The organism is Bengtsoniella intestinalis (assembly GCF_039719005.1).
GTDB lineage: Bacteria > Bacillota > Clostridia > Oscillospirales > Oscillospiraceae > Oscillibacter > Oscillibacter intestinalis.
Genome location: NZ_CP133584.1, coordinates 969432 through 991974 on the forward strand (window position 1 = coordinate 969432; position 22543 = coordinate 991974).

Genomic DNA, 22543 nt, shown 5'->3' on the forward strand with positions numbered 1-22543 from the left:
AGCGACTTGACCTCGGCAACACAGCCATCACTGCCTTGCCAATTTCAATCCACGCTCCCCTTGGGGGGAGCGACAATTGCCACCCATGCTGGCACCGTTCCCCTAGATCGGATTTCAATCCACGCTCCCCTTGGGGGGAGCGACTACCAGCAGAAATGTCAGTGGTGATGTTGTCAGCAATTTCAATCCACGCTCCCCTTGGGGGGAGCGACTACCAGCAGAAATGTCAGTGGTGATGTTGTCAGCAATTTCAATCCACGCTCCCCTTGGGGGGAGCGACTGCTCCAGATGCTCAATATTTGAGTGTCGACCCTATTTCAATCCACGCTCCCCTTGGGGGGAGCGACTGATACCAAAGCAGAAGCAGACCAATTTGCTGCTATTTCAATCCACGCTCCCCTTGGGGGGAGCGACCCAATGACAACGGCCTTTTGTATTTGGCTACTTTATTTCAATCCACGCTCCCCTTGGGGGGAGCGACGGTTGAATAATATTTGCTAATTCTGTATCAGTAGGATTTCAATCCACGCTCCCCTTGGGGGGAGCGACGCAAAAACCTAATATCGTATAACAAAACGGTGCTAATTTCAATCCACGCTCCCCTTGGGGGGAGCGACGTTTAGTTCCAATCAATCGAAAAACTTTCCTCCAATTTCAATCCACGCTCCCCTTGGGGGGAGCGACCTACGGCGGCTTTAACCAATGTATCAAAACCATGGAAATTTCAATCCACGCTCCCCTTGGGGGGAGCGACAGATAGCGAAATGCTGTGTGCAGTGGGCCGTGTAATTTCAATCCACGCTCCCCTTGGGGGGAGCGACCTTTACCTCAGAAACACAGCCATCACTGCCTTGCCAATTTCAATCCACGCTCCCCTTGGGGGGAGCGACAGGAGAACACCATGACATATTTACACACCGCCAAATTTCAATCCACGCTCCCCTTGGGGGAGCGACTTGCTCCCATGCTTTTTTTAGCCCATTGTTTTTAATATTTCAATCCACGCTCCCCTTGGGGGAGCGACTGCCCTTGGCAAGCGTGTGGGCTATTTTTACTTAGAATTTCAATCCACGCTCCCCTTGGGGGGAGCGACGGTCACGATAGGCGTGACTGGAGGAGTTTTTTATATTTCAATCCACGCTCCCCTTGGGGGGAGCGACGATAGCCTAAACGATTGGCGCCAACTGGTAGACTATGATTTCAATCCACGCTCCCCTTGGGGGGAGCGACGATAAGCTAGCGGGTTATGCCCCCTCTGTCGGGGATATTTCAATCCACGCTCCCCTTGGGGGGAGCGACGTCATCATGGCACAAAATGAAATCAAGTAACTATATTTCAATCCACGCTCCCCTTGGGGGGAGCGACTGCCTGCCCCGTCTGCCAAGGGTGTCACCTTTGCCATTTCAATCCACGCTCCCCTTGGGGGGAGCGACAGAGCGAGAAAAAAAATCTTTTGCAAATTGCTTAATTTCAATCCACGCTCCCCTTGGGGGGAGCGACGGGGTCTGAACAAAATAACCTTGGTTGGTCTATCATATTTCAATCCACGCTCCCCTTGGGGGGAGCGACGAGTGCAATACCTTCCTTCAAATCGCCGATGACATTTCAATCCACGCTCCCCTTGGGGGGAGCGACGTCATAGGCTCACCCCTCGCTGCTGGTCAGGCTGGAATTTCAATCCACGCTCCCCTTGGGGGGAGCGACTTCCTATGCTAAGATTTGGATCAAATAGTGTAAATTTCAATCCACGCTCCCCTTGGGGGAGCGACCCCTTCTGTATCCGTGCACCTCCTGCAAACTCACATTTCAATCCACGCTCCCCTTGGGGGAGCGACTACGATAATGCCGACAATTCCCTTTTCTTTATTGCTATTTCAATCCACGCTCCCCTTGGGGGGAGCGACCAAAACAAACGCAAAACGAAGCCTTTATAACGGCAGTATTTCAATCCACGCTCCCCTTGGGGGAGCGACTAATTTCTTTTCCAATAGCACGGGGGATATTTCTTTTATTTCAATCCACGCTCCCCTTGGGGGGAGCGACTTGACCTCGGCAACACAGCCATCACTGCCTTGCCAATTTCAATCCACGCTCCCCTTGGGGGGAGCGACAAGGACGATGTTTTGGAAAGTGGAATTGCTATGTGATTTCAATCCACGCTCCCCTTGGGGGGAGCGACTCTACCCCCATAACATAAGCTAACTCACTCTGGATTTCAATCCACGCTCCCCTTGGGGGGAGCGACTTTATATTTCATTACACCTATGTAATTAGCTATATTTCAATCCACGCTCCCCTTGGGGGGAGCGACTCTAGCCCTACTAAGTCATCTCCTATGATAATATATTTCAATCCACGCTCCCCTTGGGGGGAGCGACGGAGTTTATGGGGTATATATTATGCTTTATGGCAGATTTCAATCCACGCTCCCCTTGGGGGGAGCGACTTAATGGTAGCTTGTAAAAACAATGATTATATAATTTCAATCCACGCTCCCCTTGGGGGGAGCGACTGATATAAAATCACCTATAAAATAAAAAATAAGGAATTTCAATCCACGCTCCCCTTGGGGGGAGCGACTGAGATTGCGGAGAGCGAGTATTCTACTGCCAAATTTCAATCCACGCTCCCCTTGGGGGGAGCGACTGTAGGTTCTCAATCAGGTCAACTAAACACAATTATTTCAATCCACGCTCCCCTTGGGGGGAGCGACGATTACCGCAGGCGTGGTAGTTTACGATTCCAGTGATTTCAATCCACGCTCCCCTTGGGGGAGCGACGATATTGATGTGGGTAAATTTACATTTGTGCCTGATATTTCAATCCACGCTCCCCTTGGGGGAGCGACTAAAGACCAATACCAGGTAATCAGAGATTTAGGTATTTCAATCCACGCTCCCCTTGGGGGGAGCGACTGGAAGTGTTGGAAATAGAAATATAGAAATATAATTTCAATCCACGCTCCCCTTGGGGGGAGCGACTTAGGGGTGCAGGGATGCAGACGCATGTGCAGGACATTTCAATCCACGCTCCCCTTGGGGGGAGCGACTGTCTATTTTGTACACCTTCCTAGTACAGCCATAATTTCAATCCACGCTCCCCTTGGGGGGAGCGACATTTCGACACAGACGTTGCCGGGCTGGTTATACACATTTCAATCCACGCTCCCCTTGGGGGGAGCGACCTGATTGATTGATTGATTGATTGGAAGTGTTGGAAATACATTTCAATCCACGCTCCCCTTGGGGGGAGCGACGCCCAACAGATGGCAGACGAAGGCCTGTTCTCCACGATTTCAATCCACGCTCCCCTTGGGGGGAGCGACGACAACCAGAAAGGGGTATACAATATGATGTTACAAATTTCAATCCACGCTCCCCTTGGGGGGAGCGACCTGGCTTGTTGCCACACCTTAAAGGTGCCTTCGTTATTTCAATCCACGCTCCCCTTGGGGGGAGCGACCCATACAATTCGGAGCCGATAGAATCACCATCAGCATTTCAATCCACGCTCCCCTTGGGGGGAGCGACCAGCACCACACAAGGAGGACACACCTATGGCAAGAATTTCAATCCACGCTCCCCTTGGGGGGAGCGACCCGAGCGCATCGGCGTGACAATGCCCAAAGGCATATTTCAATCCACGCTCCCCTTGGGGGAGCGACTTGACCTCAGCAACACAGCCATCACTGCCTTGCCAATTTCAATCCACGCTCCCCTTGGGGGAGCGACGAAGGGTTGACCGTAGGTGGTGGGCTTTACCTCAATTTCAATCCACGCTCCCCTTGGGGGGAGCGACTTTACCTCAGCAACACAGCCATCACTGCCTTGCCAATTTCAATCCACGCTCCCCTTGGGGGGAGCGACGTTTGGTGATGGGGGGACTATGGGGGTAGCGGATTTCAATCCACGCTCCCCTTGGGGGGAGCGACGAAGGCTTGACCGTAGGTGGTTGGCTTTACCTCAATTTCAATCCACGCTCCCCTTGGGGGGAGCGACATTATTACCAATAAAGCATTAGCGGATATGATGTGTATTTCAATCCACGCTCCCCTTGGGGGGAGCGACGAGGGGGAGCGACTGCCGATGAATGCGTCGCTGTGAGCACCATGACCAAATTTCAATCCACGCTCCCCTTGGGGGAGCGACAGAAGGCTTGACCGTAGTTGGTTGGCTTGACCTCAATTTCAATCCACGCTCCCCTTGGGGGAGCGACAAGCAGGGCACCGCTTTGATTACCTGCTAGATGATGATTTCAATCCACGCTCCCCTTGGGGGAGCGACAACTAACCACGGTGTACTTTACAACCGTTAAGCCATTTCAATCCACGCTCCCCTTGGGGGGAGCGACGACCACCTCCACTGTGGCCGCCATCGGTGATTTATTTCAATCCACGCTCCCCTTGGGGGGAGCGACCTTGGCCCCGTATTCAGACATGGTGTACGATTTGAATAGATTTCAATCCACGCTCCCCTTGGGGGAGCGACTTGGGCTAACAAACTTGACCAAATGGGTTTTGTTATTTCAATCCACGCTCCCCTTGGGGGGAGCGACTTTAATCACATCGCCTATTGGTGCATGTCCGATATTTCAATCCACGCTCCCCTTGGGGGGAGCGACCCAAGTCTTTTGCCGTCTGGCTAAACCTCTTCGGATTTCAATCCACGCTCCCCTTGGGGGGAGCGACATAGGCTCTTGCGGTAATTGGTCTAGTGTTGATATTTCAATCCACGCTCCCCTTGGGGGAGCGACGATAGGCTCTTGCGGTAATTGGTCTAGTGTTGATATTTCAATCCACGCTCCCCTTGGGGGGAGCGACGTCATTTCTGCTTTGCGTTCTGCATAACAGTTTTATTTCAATCCACGCTCCCCTTGGGGGAGCGACAGTACGGCTATAGGCGATATGTTTACCGTTGCGATTTCAATCCACGCTCCCCTTGGGGGAGCGACATTTTAAAAAAGGAGATTATACTATGACTGGTACTATTTCAATCCACGCTCCCCTTGGGGGGAGCGACCTTGACCAATTGGGCATGGTTGAGCAAATGCCCATTTATTTCAATCCACGCTCCCCTTGGGGGGAGCGACGTCATTTCTGCTTTGCGTTCCGCATAACAGTTTTATTTCAATCCACGCTCCCCTTGGGGGGAGCGACACCTTGGGTGTTTTTAGTTTCCTCGCCAAGGTAATTTCAATCCACGCTCCCCTTGGGGGGAGCGACCTTTGTGGGATTTGCTCCCCCTTGTCTAAAATTATTTCAATCCACGCTCCCCTTGGGGGGAGCGACGATAAGCGTACGGGTGATTACAGATTACCAAACGGCATTTCAATCCACGCTCCCCTTGGGGGGAGCGACAGCAAAACTTCATAAAACAGTTGCCTGATTTACAACGTTTTGCACAAACAAAAGATTTTCATCTGCAAGTATTCCCACTGACAGCCGTCAAAATATACTCTTTTCAGATAAAATCCTATTGTTTTCAAGTGCGAACCTAGGTCGAATCACTGTGTGCTTCCCCTTCGCACGGCTAAAGCATTAAGATATCTTGAGGGTCATACCCAGCCTTGATGCCAAAATGCTCTATTTTTGTCTGATAATTTTTACCTAGATAATAAAACCGCAAGCTATCACTTTTTTCATCCATAATCGTTAACAGCTTTGCTTGCAACATACGACACTGGGCGGCATCTAGTAAGCATTCAAAGACAGAATTTTGCACGCGCTGACCATGATTGACACACTGCTTAGCGATTTGCCGCAATCGCTTTCGACCAGCGGCATCTTCAGTATTGACATCATAGGTAATCAAAACCAACACACAATCACCGCCTTATTTCCACAAAAAGGGAGGATACCCGTCCAAATCGCCACGTAAGTATCGTGCCAATAAAAGCGCTTGCATATATGGCACCAAGCCCCATGGGATTTTTTCTTCTAAAAATGGATGGGTGATTTGCTCCTGCTTCTTTTTTTGCCATTGTTGCAAAAATAACTTTCGCCCAGCATCGCTTAGCAATACCGCACCACTTTCTCGCACCTGGAATGCGTCAGGTGAAATCATGCGGTTGTTAATTAATGTCAACACAAATCGGTCTGCCATGGGTGCTCGCAATTCTTCCATCAAATCCAGAGCCAAAGATGTACGCCCCGGTTTGTCTCGATGAAGGAAACCAACATAGGCATCCAATCCTACACTTTCTAAGGCAGAAGCACAATCGCCAGCTAAAATACTATAGGCAAAGGACAGCAAGGCATTGACAGCATCTAAGGGCGGGCGACGATTTCTACCATGGAAATAAAATGTTTCTTTTTCATTTAAAATCAAGTGGTCAAAAACACCGAAATATGTGCTGGCCGCCACCCCTTCTAGGCCACGCAAACTGTCCAAGGACTCTGCTTGTGCCACTTGACCTTGTAACTCTTTGAGGGTATCGCAAGCGGCAAGTAGGGTCGATTCGTCCACACGCATAGGATGGTCTCGCCTTGTGCGTGCAATTACTTGACGTGCATTGTAAATCTTTCCTTGGATAAACATGGTGGCTAGATTGCAGCTTTGAAATGGGTCATCTGCCATGCGATATTGGGTTCTACGCAACAACACATTCCCTTGACTTTGTCCAGACACGCGTGCCAAAAAGCGACCTCTTGGTGAGCAGAAAGTCAAGTTGATTTGACGACTACCGCAAGCGCCCATCAACGCCGGGGATGCCCCTGCATAGGAAAAGGATAGAATAGCAGATAAAGTATGGAGCGGGAATCGCCCCATTTCTTGTTGGCCTCGACTTACAACCACGTTTTCGCCGTCTAGTGTTAAGTAAGCATCTTCGGAAGTGATAAATAACGTGTTGAGTAAATGTCTCATGCACCATCCTCCAATCCAGCTTTCAGGTAAGCAACTGCTGATTTCTTTTTTAGCAGCTTAGGTACACAGATTTCCTTCAAAGAGCAGGCATTGCAAGCCTTGGTGGGACGCACTTTTGGAGTGTGACCTCTCTGGTATAACTGGTGCATTTCCAGCAAAGATTCACTTACTTGTTGGCGCAATTGGGCTGTAAAAGAAACTGCTAAGCGATGATGGGTTTCTCCATAATAGAGGGCACCTTTGGGGATGGTGCAGCAGAGCATTTCCTCTAAGCACATGGCTTGAGCACAAAGTTGCAGACTATCTGAAAGATTTTCTTTCGGCTTACCTCGTTTATACTCAACAGGGAAGGGTTGCCAGAATCCATCTCTGCCATGTAGCGCAATGCCTTTATCTTGACGATGAAATTCCACTACATCACACTCGCCAGAAATGCCCAACGTGGCAGAAAACACAGCCATACCACGGGTGATACGCAAGTCCCCACGGGTTTCATCCGCATCAGGGTCATGGACTTTTTCATGAAGAATCATTCCATCTACTGTGCGGAAATTTTCTGCCCATTGATGTTCGATATGTATGAGCGCCCACTGGCGGCGGCAGAACACAAAATGCTGAAGCCCTGAGAGCAGAAGAAAGTCATCTGGATGGTAGGTCATCACCCCATACGCACACAGGTAACACCAGCAGGCATTTCATCCACACAAACAGAATAATCCGTGTAGAAACGAGGTAGTGCCACATCCTCATTGCGGGTGATTTTTACAGCTTCAAACAGCTTATGGGCAGGGGCGTTTCCCAATTCGCTATCATGCTTAAAGATGATTAGCTCACGAACAGCCATCTTGCCACGGGCAGCAGAATGGTCGTGTTCAAACATATTCAAAATGGCCTGCCACAGCAGATCCAAATCACTGTCAGAAAATCCTGTAGATTTGCGAGCCAAATTAGCAGATATATAGCCTTCGCAACGATACAGACCGTAAGGGACGATATATTTGCGCCCCATTTCCGTGCCTTTTTTCTCTGCATCCGCTTCGGTAGTGATGGCCACACGGGTAATGGTGACTTCTTGAGGGACCACTGGATCAACAGATTTTGCAAATCCCAATTGCACTGGTCCGCGAACTTGACCGCAGTTGAGGGCGCCTTTGACAAAGGTTGTCATCACAGCGCCAAACGTACGAATATCAAAGTAGTTTTGGCACATAAAGTCACGCAGTTTTACATCTAAAGTAGGATCATTTTTCTTCGCCGCTTTAAGGGATTTGTCGTCAGATTTCACACCCAAAGCAGTACAAGCCTTAGCATCAGATGTGTTCAGGGGTACGCCCTCTTTGATGTAAATACCAAAGCCGGGTTCATCTTCTTTGGCTGTTTCAATGAAATTGCGGATTTTGCGCTTCAAGCAAACATCCGTCACCAAGCCGTGACCACTCTCAGGGTCAATACGGGGCATATTACCAGCGTCGGGGTCACCATTGGGATTACCGTTCTCTACATCGAATAGGACGACAAATTCATAGCGATTTTTAATAACAGACATATTATTTTTCCTCCTTTTTTTCATACCGCTTTTGGGTTTGGTGGTAGTAACCTAATTGGAAGGTGCCTTGCTCAGGGAGTGTTAAGCGCTGGGGGTATTCTTGTTGTAAAATGCTGAGTAAGCTTTGGATTTGCTTGTCATAATACACTTTGTAACCTGTGTCCAATTTACGTAAGTGCTTTTGTGCCAAGTTAATCAGCACAGGGAAGATGACGTTAGGGGTAGCAGATGCGGAGTTGAAATACTTGTCTTTGATAGTCGTGTTAATACCAGGGTTGGCTTTTTCTTGTAAATTTTCTAATACAGCGAAAAGACGTCCTAAGGTATAAGGGATATTGGTACTGGTTTCGTTCAATGACACAGTTAAAACCTCCTTTGGGCATTGTGAATGTGGATTTTGTAAGTAATAGGCTTTGATGATGGCGGCTCTGCCACGGGTGATGGTATGCTCTGCACGGATGCGAAGTGTAACGCCATTGAGTAGGGTAGCTGGGTAACGGTGATTTTCTAAAATTGCACGGAGAACATCCCCTGTCATCTGAGGTGCTGGATTTTTATCTCTGGAATTTTGATTCACTGTTTCTTGCAGTAAATGCCATAGAGGAATGGTTTCATGTCTGTCATAAGCTGGGCGCACGATGTCCAATCGCTCTTGATGTGCTTGTACGTTGGCGAGAAATTGCCCAAATGTATTCCTCAGGAAAAACCGCACACTAATGCGAGCGGCGTTGGGTGCGAGCCCCAAAATATAGAATGATGTCTGAGGCGAGAGTTCCACATCATCCCATTGAGCAGGCATCCCATCAGCCAACAATGAGATGGTACGTATCAAATCGCTTTCCAATTCCTCTTGGGGCGATTGGCCCATCATCCCCATCATGGCCACATCTTGATAGGCGGTATCCCCCGTCTCCGCCCAGCAGACCAAGGTGGTATCCCCAATGGTTTTGCAGTGGTTGCGGTCGGCCAGCAAATAGTTCAAGGCCGTTGTATATGCAAAGGCCGCATAATGTCCAATAGGCGCATTGAAATTTTGCTCTTTGTGGTATGACGTGAAAGCCGGGGCATTGAAACTGACAAGAGAAGCCCCAGAAGGTTGGGCACCTCGCACCCCTTTGATAGACGGATGCACATTGGGAATGACAGTGTCTTCCCCTGTCACAAGGCACTGCATTACTGTGCCCGTATCCTCTCCACTGCTCTGTCCATCATAGTAAGCCTGCCACCCTTTTTTGATTGCTACATCTTCTAACACAGCACGAAAATTGTGGAAGAAAACCAAATTGCCACCTTCCATCAACTCAGCCCAGTCAGATACTAGCGGTGCTTGCTGTGCAGCTGTTGCAGGATTCCATGTATCGAAAAATGCTAAAATCGCCTTGCTGGCAGGTGTGTCAATTCCGCTTAAAATAGCTTTGTGTTTCAAAGCGCAAGCCTCGAAACATTGGAGGGATCGCTTGGGCTTCCCCTTGTTATCCACACCTAAAATGTACCCACTATGGTCACAAAGAAAATTAGACACCACGCCCACAGTCCGTTTTTCTGGCATAGGCACTTCAAAAACTTGGGGAGCAATCACGGTTTTTTTGCCCATTTGCTTTTCAACTTTCAATGGAATCAAAGAAAGAATAGTCCCATCATCAGCAAGATTCACCCCAAAACTAACTTTACTCAAGCCCCAACCAGGTTTAGAGATTTCACCTTTTTCTGCCAATGTTTCATAATAAGCAGTCAGTGCTTGTAAAATCATCGCACCACCTCCTGACTGTAAACGGAAGGCACATGCAAAACACCATGTTCTAGTTTCCCTCTAAAAAACATGGGGCGGATATCTTCTGGATTGGAATAATCCATATCATAGAGCATATACCCTAAATCACATGTATCTGGAATGGTGGGCACCGTGGGACTAGGCCATGCTCGAAAATGAGCTGGAAATTCACGGGTGCCAAAACAAGGTTGGTGATAGCACTGCCCTTTTTCCAATCTACGGCGCATAATATCCTGGAATTTCCCTGGATTGTCACCCGTCTCCGCTTTGTCGGTCATTTCAAAATGGGCTTCAATTACATAATGAACATTTTGAAGGGCCAACGTGGCTCGTTGTTGAATACTCTCCCCTGTATACAATGCCAAGGGTTTACCGTTGCCCATATAGGCGCCTTTTGCTGCACCTGCAGGTAGTTTGTCTTTGACTTCGTTTCTACGAATGCTAGTCACAGAAATGGGCGCCAGCACATAGATAGTATCAATCACCCATTTGAGACCTGGATGCCAATAAATTGCTTCTAAAAGTCCACGGGCCGCCGATGGTGTCATCACATCATAGCTCACCCGTTCCACTTTTAGTTCAGGGCGAGAAAAACAAGCGTAATCTCCCCAAACCTCTACTTTTACTGCCATACTTGTCACCTCTTTCTACATAAAATACCCAATGCCAGTCTCAATATCCAATGCAAGACCAGTTTTGGAATGATACACCATTAAGTCCCTTAAAACAACATCTCCAGAGGCTAGGATTTCCACACTGCCAGCTTGCTGAAGACGTTTTAAATGGTCTGGATATACACTTACACCATATTGATTCAATTTGCGATACAGATTGCGATGAGGTATGCCATATCTTAATCGCTGAATAAGCTCTGCACCTTCATCGATAGGAACATAAACTGTGGACACAGCAGATTCAATCAATTGAAAAGATTGCGCAACATGGCAAAATGGGAAACAACTACCATGAATGCCTTTTTGGAACGCAGGCAAAATCTGCTTCACGTCAAATGCCTCCTCGTTTTTGATATACCAGAGGAAGTGAAAATAGTCGGCAATGGCTTCTGGAGCAGTCAGGTCACCGTGGTGCAACGCTGTAGCGTCCAATGCACTTATCCCTTGCTTTAACATGGCTGGTGCACCTTCTTCTGATTCAAAATACCAGACAATACTATCTTCCTTAGCGTATTTTCCCTCTCGATTGCATCGTCCTGCTGCTTGTAAGAGAGAGTCTAGCCCTGCCTTTTCTCGGTACACTATTGGAAAATCCAAATCCACACCTGCTTCAATAAGACTGGTGGATATGACTCGGCACGGAAGCCCCTGTATTAGCCGATTGCGAATTTCCGCTAGTTGTTTTTTTCGATGGTTGGGACAAATCAACGTGGTGAGGCAATAGCTTCCTTCTTCTGGTAAGCATTCAAAAAGTCGCTGGGCGTATTTGCGGCGATTGACAATACAGAGCACTTGCTGTATGCTGGCCAATTCTTGACCCAACTCACTCCAAAGTGGAGCTCCTCTATTTTGCAATGTAACACGTTGTAATTGCTGATAAATAAGTGCTGCATCGGGAATAATCTCCATTGTAGACAATCCTTCTTGCTGAAACATATCATCCAACTCTGGTTGCGTAGCGGTGCAAAGAACAGCCGTGGTGTGATACTGTTTTACAAGTTGAGAAATAGCGGCAATACATGGGGATAAATAAGGGATTGGCAATGTTTGCGCTTCATCAAAAATGACCACTGATTTGGCAATGTTGTGGAGTTTTCGACACTGAGAAGATCGATTGCTATACAACGATTCAAAAAATTGGACTGCTGTGGTAACAATAATAGGGGCATCCCAATTTTCAGTGGCTAAGTGTTTGTGGTTGTCCATGGAATCCCACTTGTCATCCGTGTAAGATATACCGCTATGATGTTCAATGACTTGGGAGTCCCCTAATATAGATTGAAATACTTGTGCCGTTTGGTCAATAATTGCTGTATAAGGAATAACGTAAATAATACGTTCCAACCCATGTTCCACAGCGTGCCCCAAGGCAAAGCGCAGAGAAGCCAAAGTCTTTCCACCGCCTGTGGGCACTGTCAAGGTATATAGCCCTTGCTCTTTACTTGCACCACGGATGCAGTGACCAAGAATTTCATTGCGGATTTGATTCAATTTTGTATCAGATTTTTCCCAGTTTGCAAAATAGGCATCTAATCGTTTCAATAAGACCTCTACAGTTTCATAGTTTCCTCTCGAGATGCTTTCTGCCATAAATGACTCTGTATCCAAAAAATCTGCATCCACCAAACAAGAATAGAGCATCCGAGTATAAAAAGCCCAGGTTAGGCTATCAGCTCGCTGCAGATAGGTTGGAAATTGGGGCTGTGTTAATTCTAATTCCTGTTTCCATGCTGAATAATCATCTACATTCTTCTTAAGTCGACCTGAAAGGGTAGATTCTGCTGGTGTATCCCTACGACTTCCTCCATCTGGTAACCCTCCATGGTGTCCAGCGATGGCAAATCCCAACGGATTCATTCCTACTTCTTTAGCCCCTGCTGTGGCATGGTCATGAGGTGGAACGTGGTCTGGATCTCGAATTCGTTTTTGAAAATGATCACTGTATTTACCGATATCGTGAAACATACCTGCTAAATAGCCTGCGTCTTCGCTATTAAAAGCCTTGGCAAATTGACCTGATAGCCTGGCTGTGCCATTTAAATGCGCCAATAAGCTTTGTTCTTCGCCATCTTCTCGTCGATGTGCAATCCAAGACATAAAGTCACCCCCTACGACAATTGCTCTCTGATTGATATCAGTGTAACATAGTCACAGTAGATATTTCTAGTAAAATCTGGATTTTCATGCAATTTGGTCGTTTTATAGACCACCTTGTGTAAACTCTAATCAATCTTTCATCAAAAATAATCTCAGCTTCGGCATAAAACAACCAAACTTTCGCTTGTATTATTCCGAAAACTAGCATATAATAGGAACAATACAACCGCTAGGAGGTGTGGCTATGACATACATCAAAGTTTCTCAAGCTGCTCAGAAGTGGGGATTTCGCCTCGTCGGGTGCGGATTCTTTGTGCTGAGGGGAAGATTGAGGGGGTTATCCGTCAAGGGAAGCTGTATATGATTCCCGAAACTGCACCTAAGCCTGCTGATGGGCGGCGGAGGGCGGTATCATTCCTAAAACAGCCTTATGGCAGTCTGCTCCAATCCATTGACAGCAAAAAGGAACAGCTAGACAGCCATCGTCCTTTGACCCAAGGGGAGCTACTACGCCTGCGAGATGACTTCCTCATCGACTTTACCTACAACTCCAACGCCATCGAGGGCAACACCCTCACCTTGCAGGAAACGGCGCTGGTGCTGGAGGGCATCACCATTGACCGCAAGCCTCTTAAAGACCATCTGGAAGCGGTTGGCCATCGAGATGCCTACCTCTACATGGAGGACTTGGCCAAAGGGCAAAGTGATTTGACCGCTATGGAAATCAAGAACATCCACGCACTGATGCTGATACATCGCCCAGAGGATAAAGGCGTGTATCGAAAAATCCCTGTGTCTATTTTGGGGCATTTGTCCAACCTGCGGAGCCCTATTTGATTGCTGAAAAAATGGATGGGCTGCTGGTGCGTGACCAACAGAGAAAGGCATCCATCCACACTATCGAGCGCATCGCACGGTTTCATCTGGAGTTTGAAGGCATCCATCCCTTCATCGACGGCAACGGTCGTTGTGGGCGATTGCTGATGAACTTCGAACTAATCCGCAACGGCTATCCTCCAGTGAACATCAAGTTCACCCACCGCAAGCGGTACTATGATGCCTTCGATGCGTATTATCGTGACGGCGATGCTGGCGCTATGGTCACCATGCTGGCGGAGTACGTGGATGAGCGGCTAGACGGCTATCTTACCATGTTAGATTAGTCCATTTCTTATAAGCGAACAACACCCACTGGATACCATTTGGTACCCAGTGGGTGTTGTTGCGTATAAGTCTTTCAATTCTTCATCAAAAACAGCTTCAGCACATCCTCAGCCAGCTTTAGCTCCCTTGGTGTGCAATCTTTCAACAGCTCCAAAACAGGCGAGGCATCACCTGTTTTTTTGTCTTCTCCGAAGATTATATATTCCATGGATAAGTGCATGGAGTTCGATAATTTAATCAGGGTGTCAATGGACATTTGGGACGTGCCTACCTCTAGTTGTCCATAATAGCCATTGCCGATGTCAGCCAGTTCTGACATTTTATCACGGGTTAAGCCCAACTCTGTCCGCCGTTGTCGAAGGCGATGTCCAATTTCAGTTAATTGTGTTTTCTCCATTATCTTATACCACCTCTTTTTTACTATTGTAAACAGAAAGTAGATATGTTAAAATATGACATAGGATATTATAAATCGTTATCTTTATGAAACGGATTATTTCGAAACCTTCCAAGAAGGACATTTACTGTCCACCTATAATGGTATACTCTGAATATACAAAAACTTACAAAATTTCTTTCCAATTTCTGTATATCATGGTAGAATAACAATAGGCGGTGGCTGTATATGAACTTAAACTACAAAGAAAACAAAGGATTTCGTCTGCTTGGGATGTCGGAGCGGCTGAACAAGGGTGAATATTTACACAAAGACCAGTTGGCGCTGGAGTACGGCGTCAGTGAGAAAACCATCCAGCGTGACATCGAGGATTTACGTGCTTACATGGCGGAAACCCACCTCTTTGAGGGCGACACCACCATCGTCTATGACAAGCGACAAAACGCTTATCATTTGGTGCGGATGGCACGAGAATGGCTGTCCGATGAGGAAGTATTGGCGCTGTCTAAAGTGCTACTGGAAAGTCGTGCCTTTTGCAAAGATGAGCTGGAACAAATTCTCTCCAAACTGCTGATGCAGGTGGCACCAGATAGTCAAAAAGAAGTGGCATCCGTCCTGCAAAGTGAACGGTTCCACTATGTGCCACTCCACCACGGGAAGGCGCTGATAGCGCCAGTGGCACAGCTGTCCCAATACATCGCCAAGCAAGAAATTGTGGAGCTGGCCTATACCCGCAAAGATGGCATCAACCGCACCCATCAGGTGAAACCTGTGGCGGTGCTGTTTTCAGAATATTATTTCTACTTGATTTGCTACATGGCGGATGACAGCAAAGACTACCCCACCGTGTTCCGCATTGATCGCATCGCCAGCTTTCAAGGCACAGGGCAACATTTCTCCGTGCCATACCGAGAACGCTTCAGCGATGGCGAGTTCCGCAAACGAGTACAGTTCATGTTCTCGGGCCCACTGCACACCGTCCAGTTCACCTACAAAGGCCCCTCCATCGAAGCTGTCCTAGACCGACTCCCCACCGCAGAAGTGGTGTCAACGAGCGATGACGGCTATGTGGTGAGAGCAGAAGTGTACGGCGATGGGATTGACATGTGGCTGAGAAGTCAGGGGGATTGGGTGAAAGGAGATTGATACTATATGGGATATAAGATTGGGTCTTTTAATTGTTTGAATATGAAAAACGCATCTAGGAAAGACCTATCCAAGATGGCTGAAATGATTCAAACACAGGAATTCGACATCATTGCCTTACAAGAAATCCAAGGGACAGCAAGCGTAAAAGCAATTCTCGATAACCTTGGTTCCCACTGGAAAGGAAAGTCCGACCAAACATCATATGTTAAAAACACCTCCCATGAGTATGACTACGCTTTTTTATGGAACACCCGCAGAGTTGATTTGGTAAAAACTAAATTAGATAATGGACAAAAGCGAACCTATAGCCCTCGCATTTATAAACAATATAAAATTGACAAAACCGAACAGCATCGCAAGCTCAATCACGAACCTTATTTCGCACGCTTCACTCCACGAGATTGCGGGGGTCCATCATTTGAAATCCGCATTATCAACACACATATTCGCTTTAGCAAATACAAATCAGAGGCAGGCGAAGACACGCAAGGTGCAATTACAACAAGAAGAAATGAGCTTACCATTTTAACAAAATATATTTATGCCAAAGAGGCAGACAATCGCTATGGCGACAACATGCCAGCTTATACAATTTTGCTAGGTGACTACAACTTGAATTTGAGCGCTTCTAAAATTTATGGCACAAAAGGTGCTTTTTTAGAAAAGCTAGAGGAAGTTATAGTGGAAGATAATACAGATAGCAATAAAACCAAAAAAATCATCACCGTCCAGTCAGAATTAACTACGCTCAAAAAAGACACACCAGCTGATGGTGAATGCGCATTCGCAAGCAATTATGACCACTTCTCATATGACCAAAATCGATTTCAGACAATACCTACCCCAACTACCCAAAGAATAAATACCCTTGCTGACTATTATAACGGTAATGTTGCAGAACATAAAAAGGGGCTTTCAGACCACCAATGTCATTAAGTTAAGCTATTGAAACGCAAGAACGTCTAATAAAAAATCATCGGAATCTAAAAATGCGCAGGACAAGCAAGCAGATTTTTCAATCTGCTTGCTTGTCCTTATAACGTGGCATTACGCCAAGCGATAGAAAAAAGAGGTGTCGGTTCTGGGGTTCGTGTTGCGTCGCTTGCGTGGGTTTGAGGGCAAATTTCGTATGGGTGTTAGGTTTTTTGCGATGCAGGCTTCAACTTCGGCGACGGGTACATTCTTCCCAAAGAATTTACGACAAATTTGAGTGGCAACAGCGAAATTTATTTGATAAACCCGCTTTCTGGTAACTTTTTTTACAGCAATGCACGAGGTTATCAACTGTGTAAAATTGTATATAATCAACTTGGCGAAGATTTCTTGAAGAAGAAGCTTCGTCTTTTTGCTGTGAAAATACAGCAATCCGACGGTGAATTTCAAAGAGCGGAAGGACGTTTCGATACCCCATCGCTTGGCGTACAAATCCTTGAGGGCAGCAGAATCAAATTCACTTTTATCCAAATTTGTGGCAACCGTTTCGTAAGAATTTTCAGAAAGTTTAAAGCAAACCAGGCGAATATATAACGGATATGGCTCGATTTTTTCATTTTTCTTTATTTTGCAGGGTAAAAAATCAAATGGTGAACTATGGGCGATAAATTTCAGGTTTTGATTTTTGGCTTGCGCTGTTTGCTTGCGTGAAATGTGTAGCGTCAGTGAAACGTCAAACTCCTCACCAACAGGCAAAGATAATCCGTGACAAATACCGTTGCGTGAAGCAGAATCCTTCACTCTGACAAGGAATTTTTGCCCTCTTTCTTGCACATGAGCGAAATTATTGTACGATTCGTAGCCTCTATCAGCAATGTAAATGGTGGGTACTTTTGATTGATTACGTGCCACCATGGTGGCAAAGGCCTTGTTTTCACCCTTTTCAACCGTTGCATCCACGTAGGTTTTGCGCAAAATATCGTACATGGCGTTGAGGTGCAAAAGGTTAAAAGGCTTGGAGTCATTGGCCTTTTGATGGTAAGAATCCACTTCCTTTGGGTTGGTGGGAACGTGCAAACTAGAGCCATCCACAGCCAAAAGGCGGTAGCCACGGTGGGTGATGGGTTGGTTTGTTTCGGCAACAAATTGGTGGAATAAATCCTCGAAGGCAGTTGATTTGATTTTGTTTCGTTGTTGCACAAAAGCGGATACTGTAGGTGAGGATGAATGTATGCCGAATTGTTCGGATAATTCCCCATATAGTGTTTTTCCTGTGAGAGATAAGGTTGTTTCAATTACTTTTTCAAATGGTAACTTCCTATTTCGGGTGAAGTCTTTTTCTGGATTTTCAGCATATTTTACAGCGTTTTGCGAAAGGGTTTTTATGGATTTTTTTAGTGTTCTTTTTATGTTTTTTGTTGTGAATGTCATGTGTGCATCTCCTTTGTTATCAGCGTTATGCTCAATAACAAGGGTCGCCTTCATTGACCAAAGTCAATGAAGGCGACCGCACATTTTTTTGTAATTGTCAAGCTTTTTTTAAAAGGTTCTGGGTGTTTTTCTTGTAGCACCCAGGCTTATCTTAATGACATTGTTCAGACCACATCCCCATTTCCATGACACTAGAATTAAAGGAGTCCTGTAAATAAAAGTCAAGCCCTAAAATGAAAAAATCTCACAAAAATTGTGAGATGACAAAGCAGGCATAACAAAACAGGCCAGAGAAAGAAGGTGTAATCACTGACCTGAAAAACTATGAAATTAGCGTCACTTAGCCCTCGCTGGCGGTCTCCAGAGCCAGCATACACTCCTTGACCCGAGCGTAATAAATCCGCAGGAACTTGTTCTGTGCGGCCGTCATGTAGACGTAGTAGGGCTTGCCCTCGGCACGTTTCTTGTCTATGAACTGGTACACCGCCTCGTCCTCAGGCTTCTTCTTGACGTAGGTAGACACCACCTGAAACAGCGTTTTGCGCAGGTGGGGCGAGCCACGTTTGGTGGTCTTTCCGCCTTGAGAGGTCTGCTTGCCTGACTGGTTGACCGACGGATCCACCCCTGCAAACGCCACAATGGAGCTGCGGTGGGCGAAGCGACGCACATCCCCAATCTCCGCCATCAGCTGTACGCCAGTGGCCTCGCCTACGCCGTACATCGCCATGACGGTGTCGTACTCGGGCAACTCTTTAGCCATGCGGTTCATCTCGATTTTCATCTCAGAGAGGGTTTCTTTGGAGGCTATGAGTTGCTTGGCCGCCGTCACAACCAACAATTTTGCGTAGTCGTTTTTGGGCAGAGTGACAATCATTTTCTGGGTTTTTGCGTAAATTTCAGCCGCCTTTTTGGGTTGAAAATGGTACCCCTTTCGCTTGCACCATTTTTGATAGCGGTCTGTGAAGGACTTTTCGCTGACGGTTGCAATGCAGTGACAGTGCCAAAATGTAGCCAAAAAATCAATCCACTTGACATGACCATCCTTGCGCTCAGGACTAGAAAACAGCTCGTTGACGCCTGGAAAGGTCTTATCCGAGAGAGAAATTAGGTTGTTTTGCAATGAAACAATGGTTTTCATGTACAAATTGTACTGCCGTGTGCAGAGCTTTAATTGTTGTCGTATGGTTTCCATAGGTGTATGTTCTCGCAAATCCACCCAATTGTCAAGCCCGTATTTTGCGATTTTTAGGGCATCGGCTTTGTCGGTTTTAACCTTGCGGATGGAGCCACCACCGCTCTGCTTGATGAGTAGTGGGTTGAGAATGCTGACGTAGATACCGTGCTGGCTCAGTGTCTGGGCGACTGGTTCGTGGTAACGACCAGTGGCCTCCATGATGACACGGGTGTCCGCACCCAACGCAAGAATTTCCTGCGCCAGTACGTCGATGCTGTGGCTGTCGTGCTGGTAAGTACGAGGTGGGAGCGCCACCTCACCCATAGGCCGCAGGGCGGCTACCACGCTGAATTCTTTGGAAATATCGATTCCGACTGCGTTCATATTGTTTCCTCCATGTATTTTGATTAGGCATTCCGCTTTCTTCGCTGCTTGTTCAATCTCCTGAGTGACACGAACGCACCAGTCTTGGTGGCACAACCTGCGCAAATCGAATGCTGCGAACGAGAGAGGCGGCTGGCGGACTCCTTTGCGGGCGTGTAAGCCCTCGGAAAACAGAGCCAGACCTGTTCTCTCCCATTCTAACAGCTTAGGCAACAAAAAGACAAAAGACACGGCTGGCAGCCGTGCCTTAAACCTTAATTTATATTGTAGGAGGAATAATCTATGTCTATTTTTACATCCGGTGATGATCGCTTCGCACTGGCAAAAATCCAAGAAAGCTTAGCACAAATTGCACAAGTGGCAGGAAGCAACAATGCCCAATCCCCCGTGGTTTCCGATGAAGACAAGCGAAAAGCCGCCTATGCATTAAATCTCTGCACGGTGTCCGTTTCTCAAATTGTGGACTATAATGACCTTGGGATTATGGAGCAGGAGTATGAAGCCATCCTCAACAATCTCAACATTGAAAACATGCCAAAAGACGAAGCGTTATTAGATATTCTCAAGCACCTTTTGGATACCATTACCTATTTTCGCATCGAAGCTGGCAAAAAAGCCATGCTGGAGCAAGAATACCAACACAACATAAAAAATGCTATCTGGTCAGCAGTGCCAAGCCTCAGCGTGATTATGGGCGGTAGTCCTTTGGCTGTAGCCGCTTCTTTGGCCACACAAGCTGGCATTGGCTATATGAATTACCGTAAAACCAAAGCATCCCTACTCTTAGCCAAAGAAAAAAACGAATGGCAACTGCAGCGCTCTGCCATGGAACAACTGAACGGTCTGCGCCGTGAATTGTTTGAAACTGCTTGGCGGTTGGCCGACACTTACCAATTCCCTGACGAATACCGCTTAACTGAGCGCCAAATCACCCAATACAACCAAATCCTATTGGATAAGGACCCCCTGCGCCGTTATGAACGCCTACTCTATATCGAGCCTAACTTCCAAGCCTATCCACCTTTCCATTACTACATCGGTCATGCCGCCAATGAAGCCGGATATCCAGACAAAGCCATGGTGCATTTTGAGAAGTTGCTAAATTTAGCCAGCCAAAACATTTTACGAGAAGACCAAATTCTTGCCGCTTGTGCTTTGGAATATTTTGAGCTGCGCTTACAAGGAAAAGAACAAATTACTGACTCGAAAAAAGCCGAGCTCAGCGCTCTACTGCAACGTGCCAGCAAAAGTGCTGGCAATGCCAACGATGTACTGCAACTGTGCGCCATGGCCTATCTTCGCATCAGTGACTGGGACAATGCCACAAATTTAATGCGGATGCTGGTCAATGAAGGACATAACCAAATTGTCAACGCCCAATTCCTCAGTAGCTATTATGTGGAAGGGTATTTAACAAACCGAGATCCCGATTTACGAATACTATACACAACACTCAAAACACGAGTTCCGGAAGAATATTTACTTCGCCTTCCTCCCTGTGAAACGCCACTTGCTACGTCGGCAGAACAAAATGCCGCCCGTGAACAAGCACTTAGAGAATTCATTTTATTACGCAGAACTGCTTTATACGAATCTTATCGCAGCATTGTTTCTGATTTGGCAGACCAATACACGGTCAAATATAACAAAATGCGCTTTGCAGAGATATTTGACGATACCACTGCTGATTTTGTTTTTGAAGATACCCCCAAAGCCTTGGCGATACAAGCCCACGAGCAAGACGAACGCAAAGAAATCATATTCACAAATGGCAAAGAGCTGACAGAGAATATGCTTGCTACTATCAATGCATGCTATGAAGATTTAGCCAGCTTGCCCTTTACATCTGAAGAAACCCTGGAGGAAGTACATTCTTCTATTTTGAAAAAGCTGTCGCACAAAAAAGTCGCCTTACAATATCTGGCTAAAAACAAGGAGATTATCTACAAATTGTTCTTATCCCTATCCTTTGACGTTTTCATGGAAGACGCATTCCGCATTGTGATTAAAAAAGCACACAGCTGTCTGGAAAATTGTACCGAAATGAAGGATATTTCTATTGCTGAGACGAAGTTACTCTCGTATAAATCCATGAAAACCCCCAATCAGAGCGAAGAAATCTTTTTTGACCATCAGCCATCTGACTATAACAAAAATGAAATTTCTTGGAAAGCCTTTTCACAATATGCGCAAATAGATATGCAGGAGGATGAGCTAAAAGAACGTATGTCCAACTGTATCGCATCGAAACAAAACAGCTTACTAAAAGAAAAGGCCAAGAATGTCAAATTGTATTACGCTGGAAGTAGTGAATTTAATGACTTCTTTAAGGCACATCAAAAAAACTTGGCCACCTATAAATCTGCAACGCTATTGGTGCTAGATAACACCCAAATCCCCGATGAAGATTGGCTGTTGACCATCCATGGGCTCTGCTCTTATCATCACCCCATTGGAGCAAAGTCTTTATCTGCGACAGGTGCTGCCACTGCAGGTGCTACAGCAGGGTTCGCAGGTGCTGCGAGTGCAGGCGCTGCCACCGCCACTGCAACCATCCCCTCACTGACCGCAACATCTTGGGCAACAAGTTCTTTGGTAGGCGCAGGCGTAGCAGCATCTACTCTATCCGCCGCTACTGTCGCCGCTTTTGCAACACCAGCCATCGCTCTTGGCGTTCTTGGGTATTCCATCCTTACAAAATCAGTGGGTGCAATCATCCCATACACCGCATTGGAATTAGATAAAAACGGTGATGTAAAATATGGGAAAAAGTCTCTTGCACTCAACAAATTAGACATTGATAAAAATGCGTTTTGCAAGTTAATTACAGAACTCCAAAAAATCCAACAAGAATTGAACAAATCGATGAACTACCACATTGATAGCACCCACGAACCCTTGTCAAAACGAATTTTCGCAACTGAAGAACAAGCATTGGCAGTCATCGAAGATTGACCCA

The 22543-nt window shown here is 46.6% G+C and carries 15 protein-coding genes and 6 CRISPR repeat arrays (1 of these 21 running past the window's edge); of the genes, 5 read left to right on the top strand and 10 right to left on the bottom strand.

Annotation, left to right across the window (positions count from 1 at the left end; translation table 11 throughout):
• A CRISPR array of direct repeats spans positions 1-891; the repeat unit is 33 nt; unit sequence ATTTCAATCCACGCTCCCCTTGGGGGGAGCGAC (it extends 93 nt beyond the left edge of the window).
• 169 nt (positions 892-1060) lie between these two features.
• Positions 1061-1772: direct repeats of the CRISPR family, unit length 33 nt; unit sequence ATTTCAATCCACGCTCCCCTTGGGGGGAGCGAC.
• A 239-nt stretch (positions 1773-2011) separates the two neighbouring features.
• Positions 2012-2715: direct repeats of the CRISPR family, unit length 33 nt; unit sequence ATTTCAATCCACGCTCCCCTTGGGGGGAGCGAC.
• Between the two features lie 168 nt (positions 2716-2883).
• Positions 2884-3600: direct repeats of the CRISPR family, unit length 33 nt; unit sequence ATTTCAATCCACGCTCCCCTTGGGGGGAGCGAC.
• A 166-nt stretch (positions 3601-3766) separates the two neighbouring features.
• A CRISPR array of direct repeats spans positions 3767-4069; the repeat unit is 33 nt; unit sequence ATTTCAATCCACGCTCCCCTTGGGGGGAGCGAC.
• A gap of 917 nt (positions 4070-4986) precedes the next feature.
• Positions 4987-5357: a CRISPR direct-repeat array (repeat unit 33 nt; unit sequence ATTTCAATCCACGCTCCCCTTGGGGGGAGCGAC).
• A 172-nt stretch (positions 5358-5529) separates the two neighbouring features.
• From cas2 to cas3, 7 genes are read right to left on the bottom strand one after another with little or no spacing between them, the layout of a single operon-like run.
• The gene (cas2, locus tag RFF05_RS04790; RefSeq protein WP_409969254.1) at positions 5530-5820 is read right to left on the bottom strand and encodes a CRISPR-associated endonuclease Cas2; all 291 of its coding nucleotides are present in this window, start codon (positions 5818-5820) and stop codon (positions 5530-5532) included.
• Positions 5821-5832: 12 nt separating this feature from the next.
• Positions 5833-6864, bottom strand: a complete 1032-nt coding sequence (gene cas1c, locus RFF05_RS04795; RefSeq protein WP_409969255.1) for a type I-C CRISPR-associated endonuclease Cas1c — start codon at positions 6862-6864, stop codon at positions 5833-5835.
• Positions 6861-7523, bottom strand: a complete 663-nt coding sequence (cas4, locus tag RFF05_RS04800; protein WP_409970082.1) for a CRISPR-associated protein Cas4 — start codon at positions 7521-7523, stop codon at positions 6861-6863. The genes cas1c and cas4 overlap by 4 nt, the downstream gene beginning before the upstream one ends.
• Positions 7523-8410 carry a type I-C CRISPR-associated protein Cas7/Csd2 gene (cas7c, locus tag RFF05_RS04805; RefSeq protein ID WP_409969256.1) on the bottom strand — a complete coding sequence of 296 codons (888 nt, stop codon included), beginning with the start codon at positions 8408-8410 and terminating at the stop codon, positions 7523-7525. The genes cas4 and cas7c overlap by 1 nt, the downstream gene beginning before the upstream one ends.
• Before the next feature lies 1 nt (position 8411).
• Complete coding sequence (cas8c, locus tag RFF05_RS04810) at positions 8412-10160, bottom strand: type I-C CRISPR-associated protein Cas8c/Csd1 (protein ID WP_409969257.1); 1749 nt, start codon at positions 10158-10160, stop codon at positions 8412-8414.
• Positions 10157-10813 (bottom strand): type I-C CRISPR-associated protein Cas5c, encoded by a 657-nt coding sequence (cas5c, locus tag RFF05_RS04815; RefSeq protein ID WP_409969258.1) that lies wholly within the window; start codon positions 10811-10813, stop codon positions 10157-10159. The genes cas8c and cas5c overlap by 4 nt, the downstream gene beginning before the upstream one ends.
• Before the next feature lie 15 nt (positions 10814-10828).
• Entirely contained in the window at positions 10829-12952 is a 2124-nt protein-coding gene (gene cas3, locus RFF05_RS04820; protein WP_409969259.1) for a CRISPR-associated helicase Cas3', read from the bottom strand.
• A 279-nt stretch (positions 12953-13231) separates the two neighbouring features.
• Between cas3 and RFF05_RS04825 the strand changes: the two genes are divergently transcribed.
• Positions 13232-13789, top strand: coding sequence for a Fic family protein (locus RFF05_RS04825; protein ID WP_409969260.1), 558 nt, complete (start codon positions 13232-13234; stop codon positions 13787-13789).
• Entirely contained in the window at positions 13786-14115 is a 330-nt protein-coding gene (locus RFF05_RS04830; RefSeq protein ID WP_409969261.1) for a Fic family protein, read from the top strand. Before RFF05_RS04825 ends, RFF05_RS04830 begins: the two co-directional genes overlap by 4 nt.
• A gap of 74 nt (positions 14116-14189) precedes the next feature.
• Here the strand turns inward: RFF05_RS04830 and RFF05_RS04835 are convergent, their stop codons facing one another.
• Complete coding sequence (locus RFF05_RS04835; protein WP_409969262.1) at positions 14190-14513, bottom strand: helix-turn-helix domain-containing protein; 324 nt, start codon at positions 14511-14513, stop codon at positions 14190-14192.
• 228 nt (positions 14514-14741) lie between these two features.
• Between RFF05_RS04835 and RFF05_RS04840 the strand changes: the two genes are divergently transcribed.
• Together RFF05_RS04840 and RFF05_RS04845 are read left to right on the top strand one after the other, a co-directional pair.
• Complete coding sequence (locus RFF05_RS04840; protein ID WP_409969263.1) at positions 14742-15659, top strand: helix-turn-helix transcriptional regulator; 918 nt, start codon at positions 14742-14744, stop codon at positions 15657-15659.
• Between the two features lie 6 nt (positions 15660-15665).
• On the top strand, positions 15666-16598 hold the full coding sequence (locus RFF05_RS04845) for an endonuclease/exonuclease/phosphatase family protein (protein ID WP_409969264.1): 933 nt from the start codon (positions 15666-15668) through the stop codon (positions 16596-16598).
• Between the two features lie 111 nt (positions 16599-16709).
• Here the strand turns inward: RFF05_RS04845 and RFF05_RS04850 are convergent, their stop codons facing one another.
• Both RFF05_RS04850 and RFF05_RS04855 read right to left on the bottom strand, forming a co-directional pair.
• Positions 16710-18080, bottom strand: coding sequence for an IS4 family transposase (locus RFF05_RS04850; RefSeq protein ID WP_409969265.1), 1371 nt, complete (start codon positions 18078-18080; stop codon positions 16710-16712).
• A gap of 286 nt (positions 18081-18366) precedes the next feature.
• Positions 18367-19584 (bottom strand): IS110 family transposase, encoded by a 1218-nt coding sequence (locus RFF05_RS04855; RefSeq protein WP_409967781.1) that lies wholly within the window; start codon positions 19582-19584, stop codon positions 18367-18369.
• Between the two features lie 282 nt (positions 19585-19866).
• On the opposite strand from RFF05_RS04855, the gene RFF05_RS04860 reads away from it, so the two are divergent.
• Entirely contained in the window at positions 19867-22539 is a 2673-nt protein-coding gene (locus RFF05_RS04860; protein ID WP_409969266.1) for a hypothetical protein, read from the top strand.
• The last annotated feature ends 4 nt before the right edge of the window (positions 22540-22543 follow it).

Coding starts and splice junctions, on each gene's coding strand:
- RFF05_RS04840 (WP_409969263.1), top strand. CDS start 14,742: ATGAACTTAAACTACAAAGAAAACAAAGGATTTCGTCTGCTTGGGATG.
- RFF05_RS04850 (WP_409969265.1), bottom strand. CDS start 18,080: ATGAAGGCGACCCTTGTTATTGAGCATAACGCTGATAACAAAGGAGAT.
- cas7c (WP_409969256.1), bottom strand. CDS start 8,410: ATGTCTGTTATTAAAAATCGCTATGAATTTGTCGTCCTATTCGATGTA.
- cas8c (WP_409969257.1), bottom strand. CDS start 10,160: ATGATTTTACAAGCACTGACTGCTTATTATGAAACATTGGCAGAAAAA.
- cas4 (WP_409970082.1), bottom strand. CDS start 7,523: ATGACCTACCATCCAGATGACTTTCTTCTGCTCTCAGGGCTTCAGCAT.
- RFF05_RS04855 (WP_409967781.1), bottom strand. CDS start 19,584: ATGAACGCAGTCGGAATCGATATTTCCAAAGAATTCAGCGTGGTAGCC.
- cas3 (WP_409969259.1), bottom strand. CDS start 12,952: ATGTCTTGGATTGCACATCGACGAGAAGATGGCGAAGAACAAAGCTTA.
- RFF05_RS04835 (WP_409969262.1), bottom strand. CDS start 14,513: ATGGAGAAAACACAATTAACTGAAATTGGACATCGCCTTCGACAACGG.
- cas1c (WP_409969255.1), bottom strand. CDS start 6,864: ATGAGACATTTACTCAACACGTTATTTATCACTTCCGAAGATGCTTAC.
- RFF05_RS04860 (WP_409969266.1), top strand. CDS start 19,867: ATGTCTATTTTTACATCCGGTGATGATCGCTTCGCACTGGCAAAAATC.
- cas5c (WP_409969258.1), bottom strand. CDS start 10,813: ATGGCAGTAAAAGTAGAGGTTTGGGGAGATTACGCTTGTTTTTCTCGC.
- RFF05_RS04845 (WP_409969264.1), top strand. CDS start 15,666: ATGGGATATAAGATTGGGTCTTTTAATTGTTTGAATATGAAAAACGCA.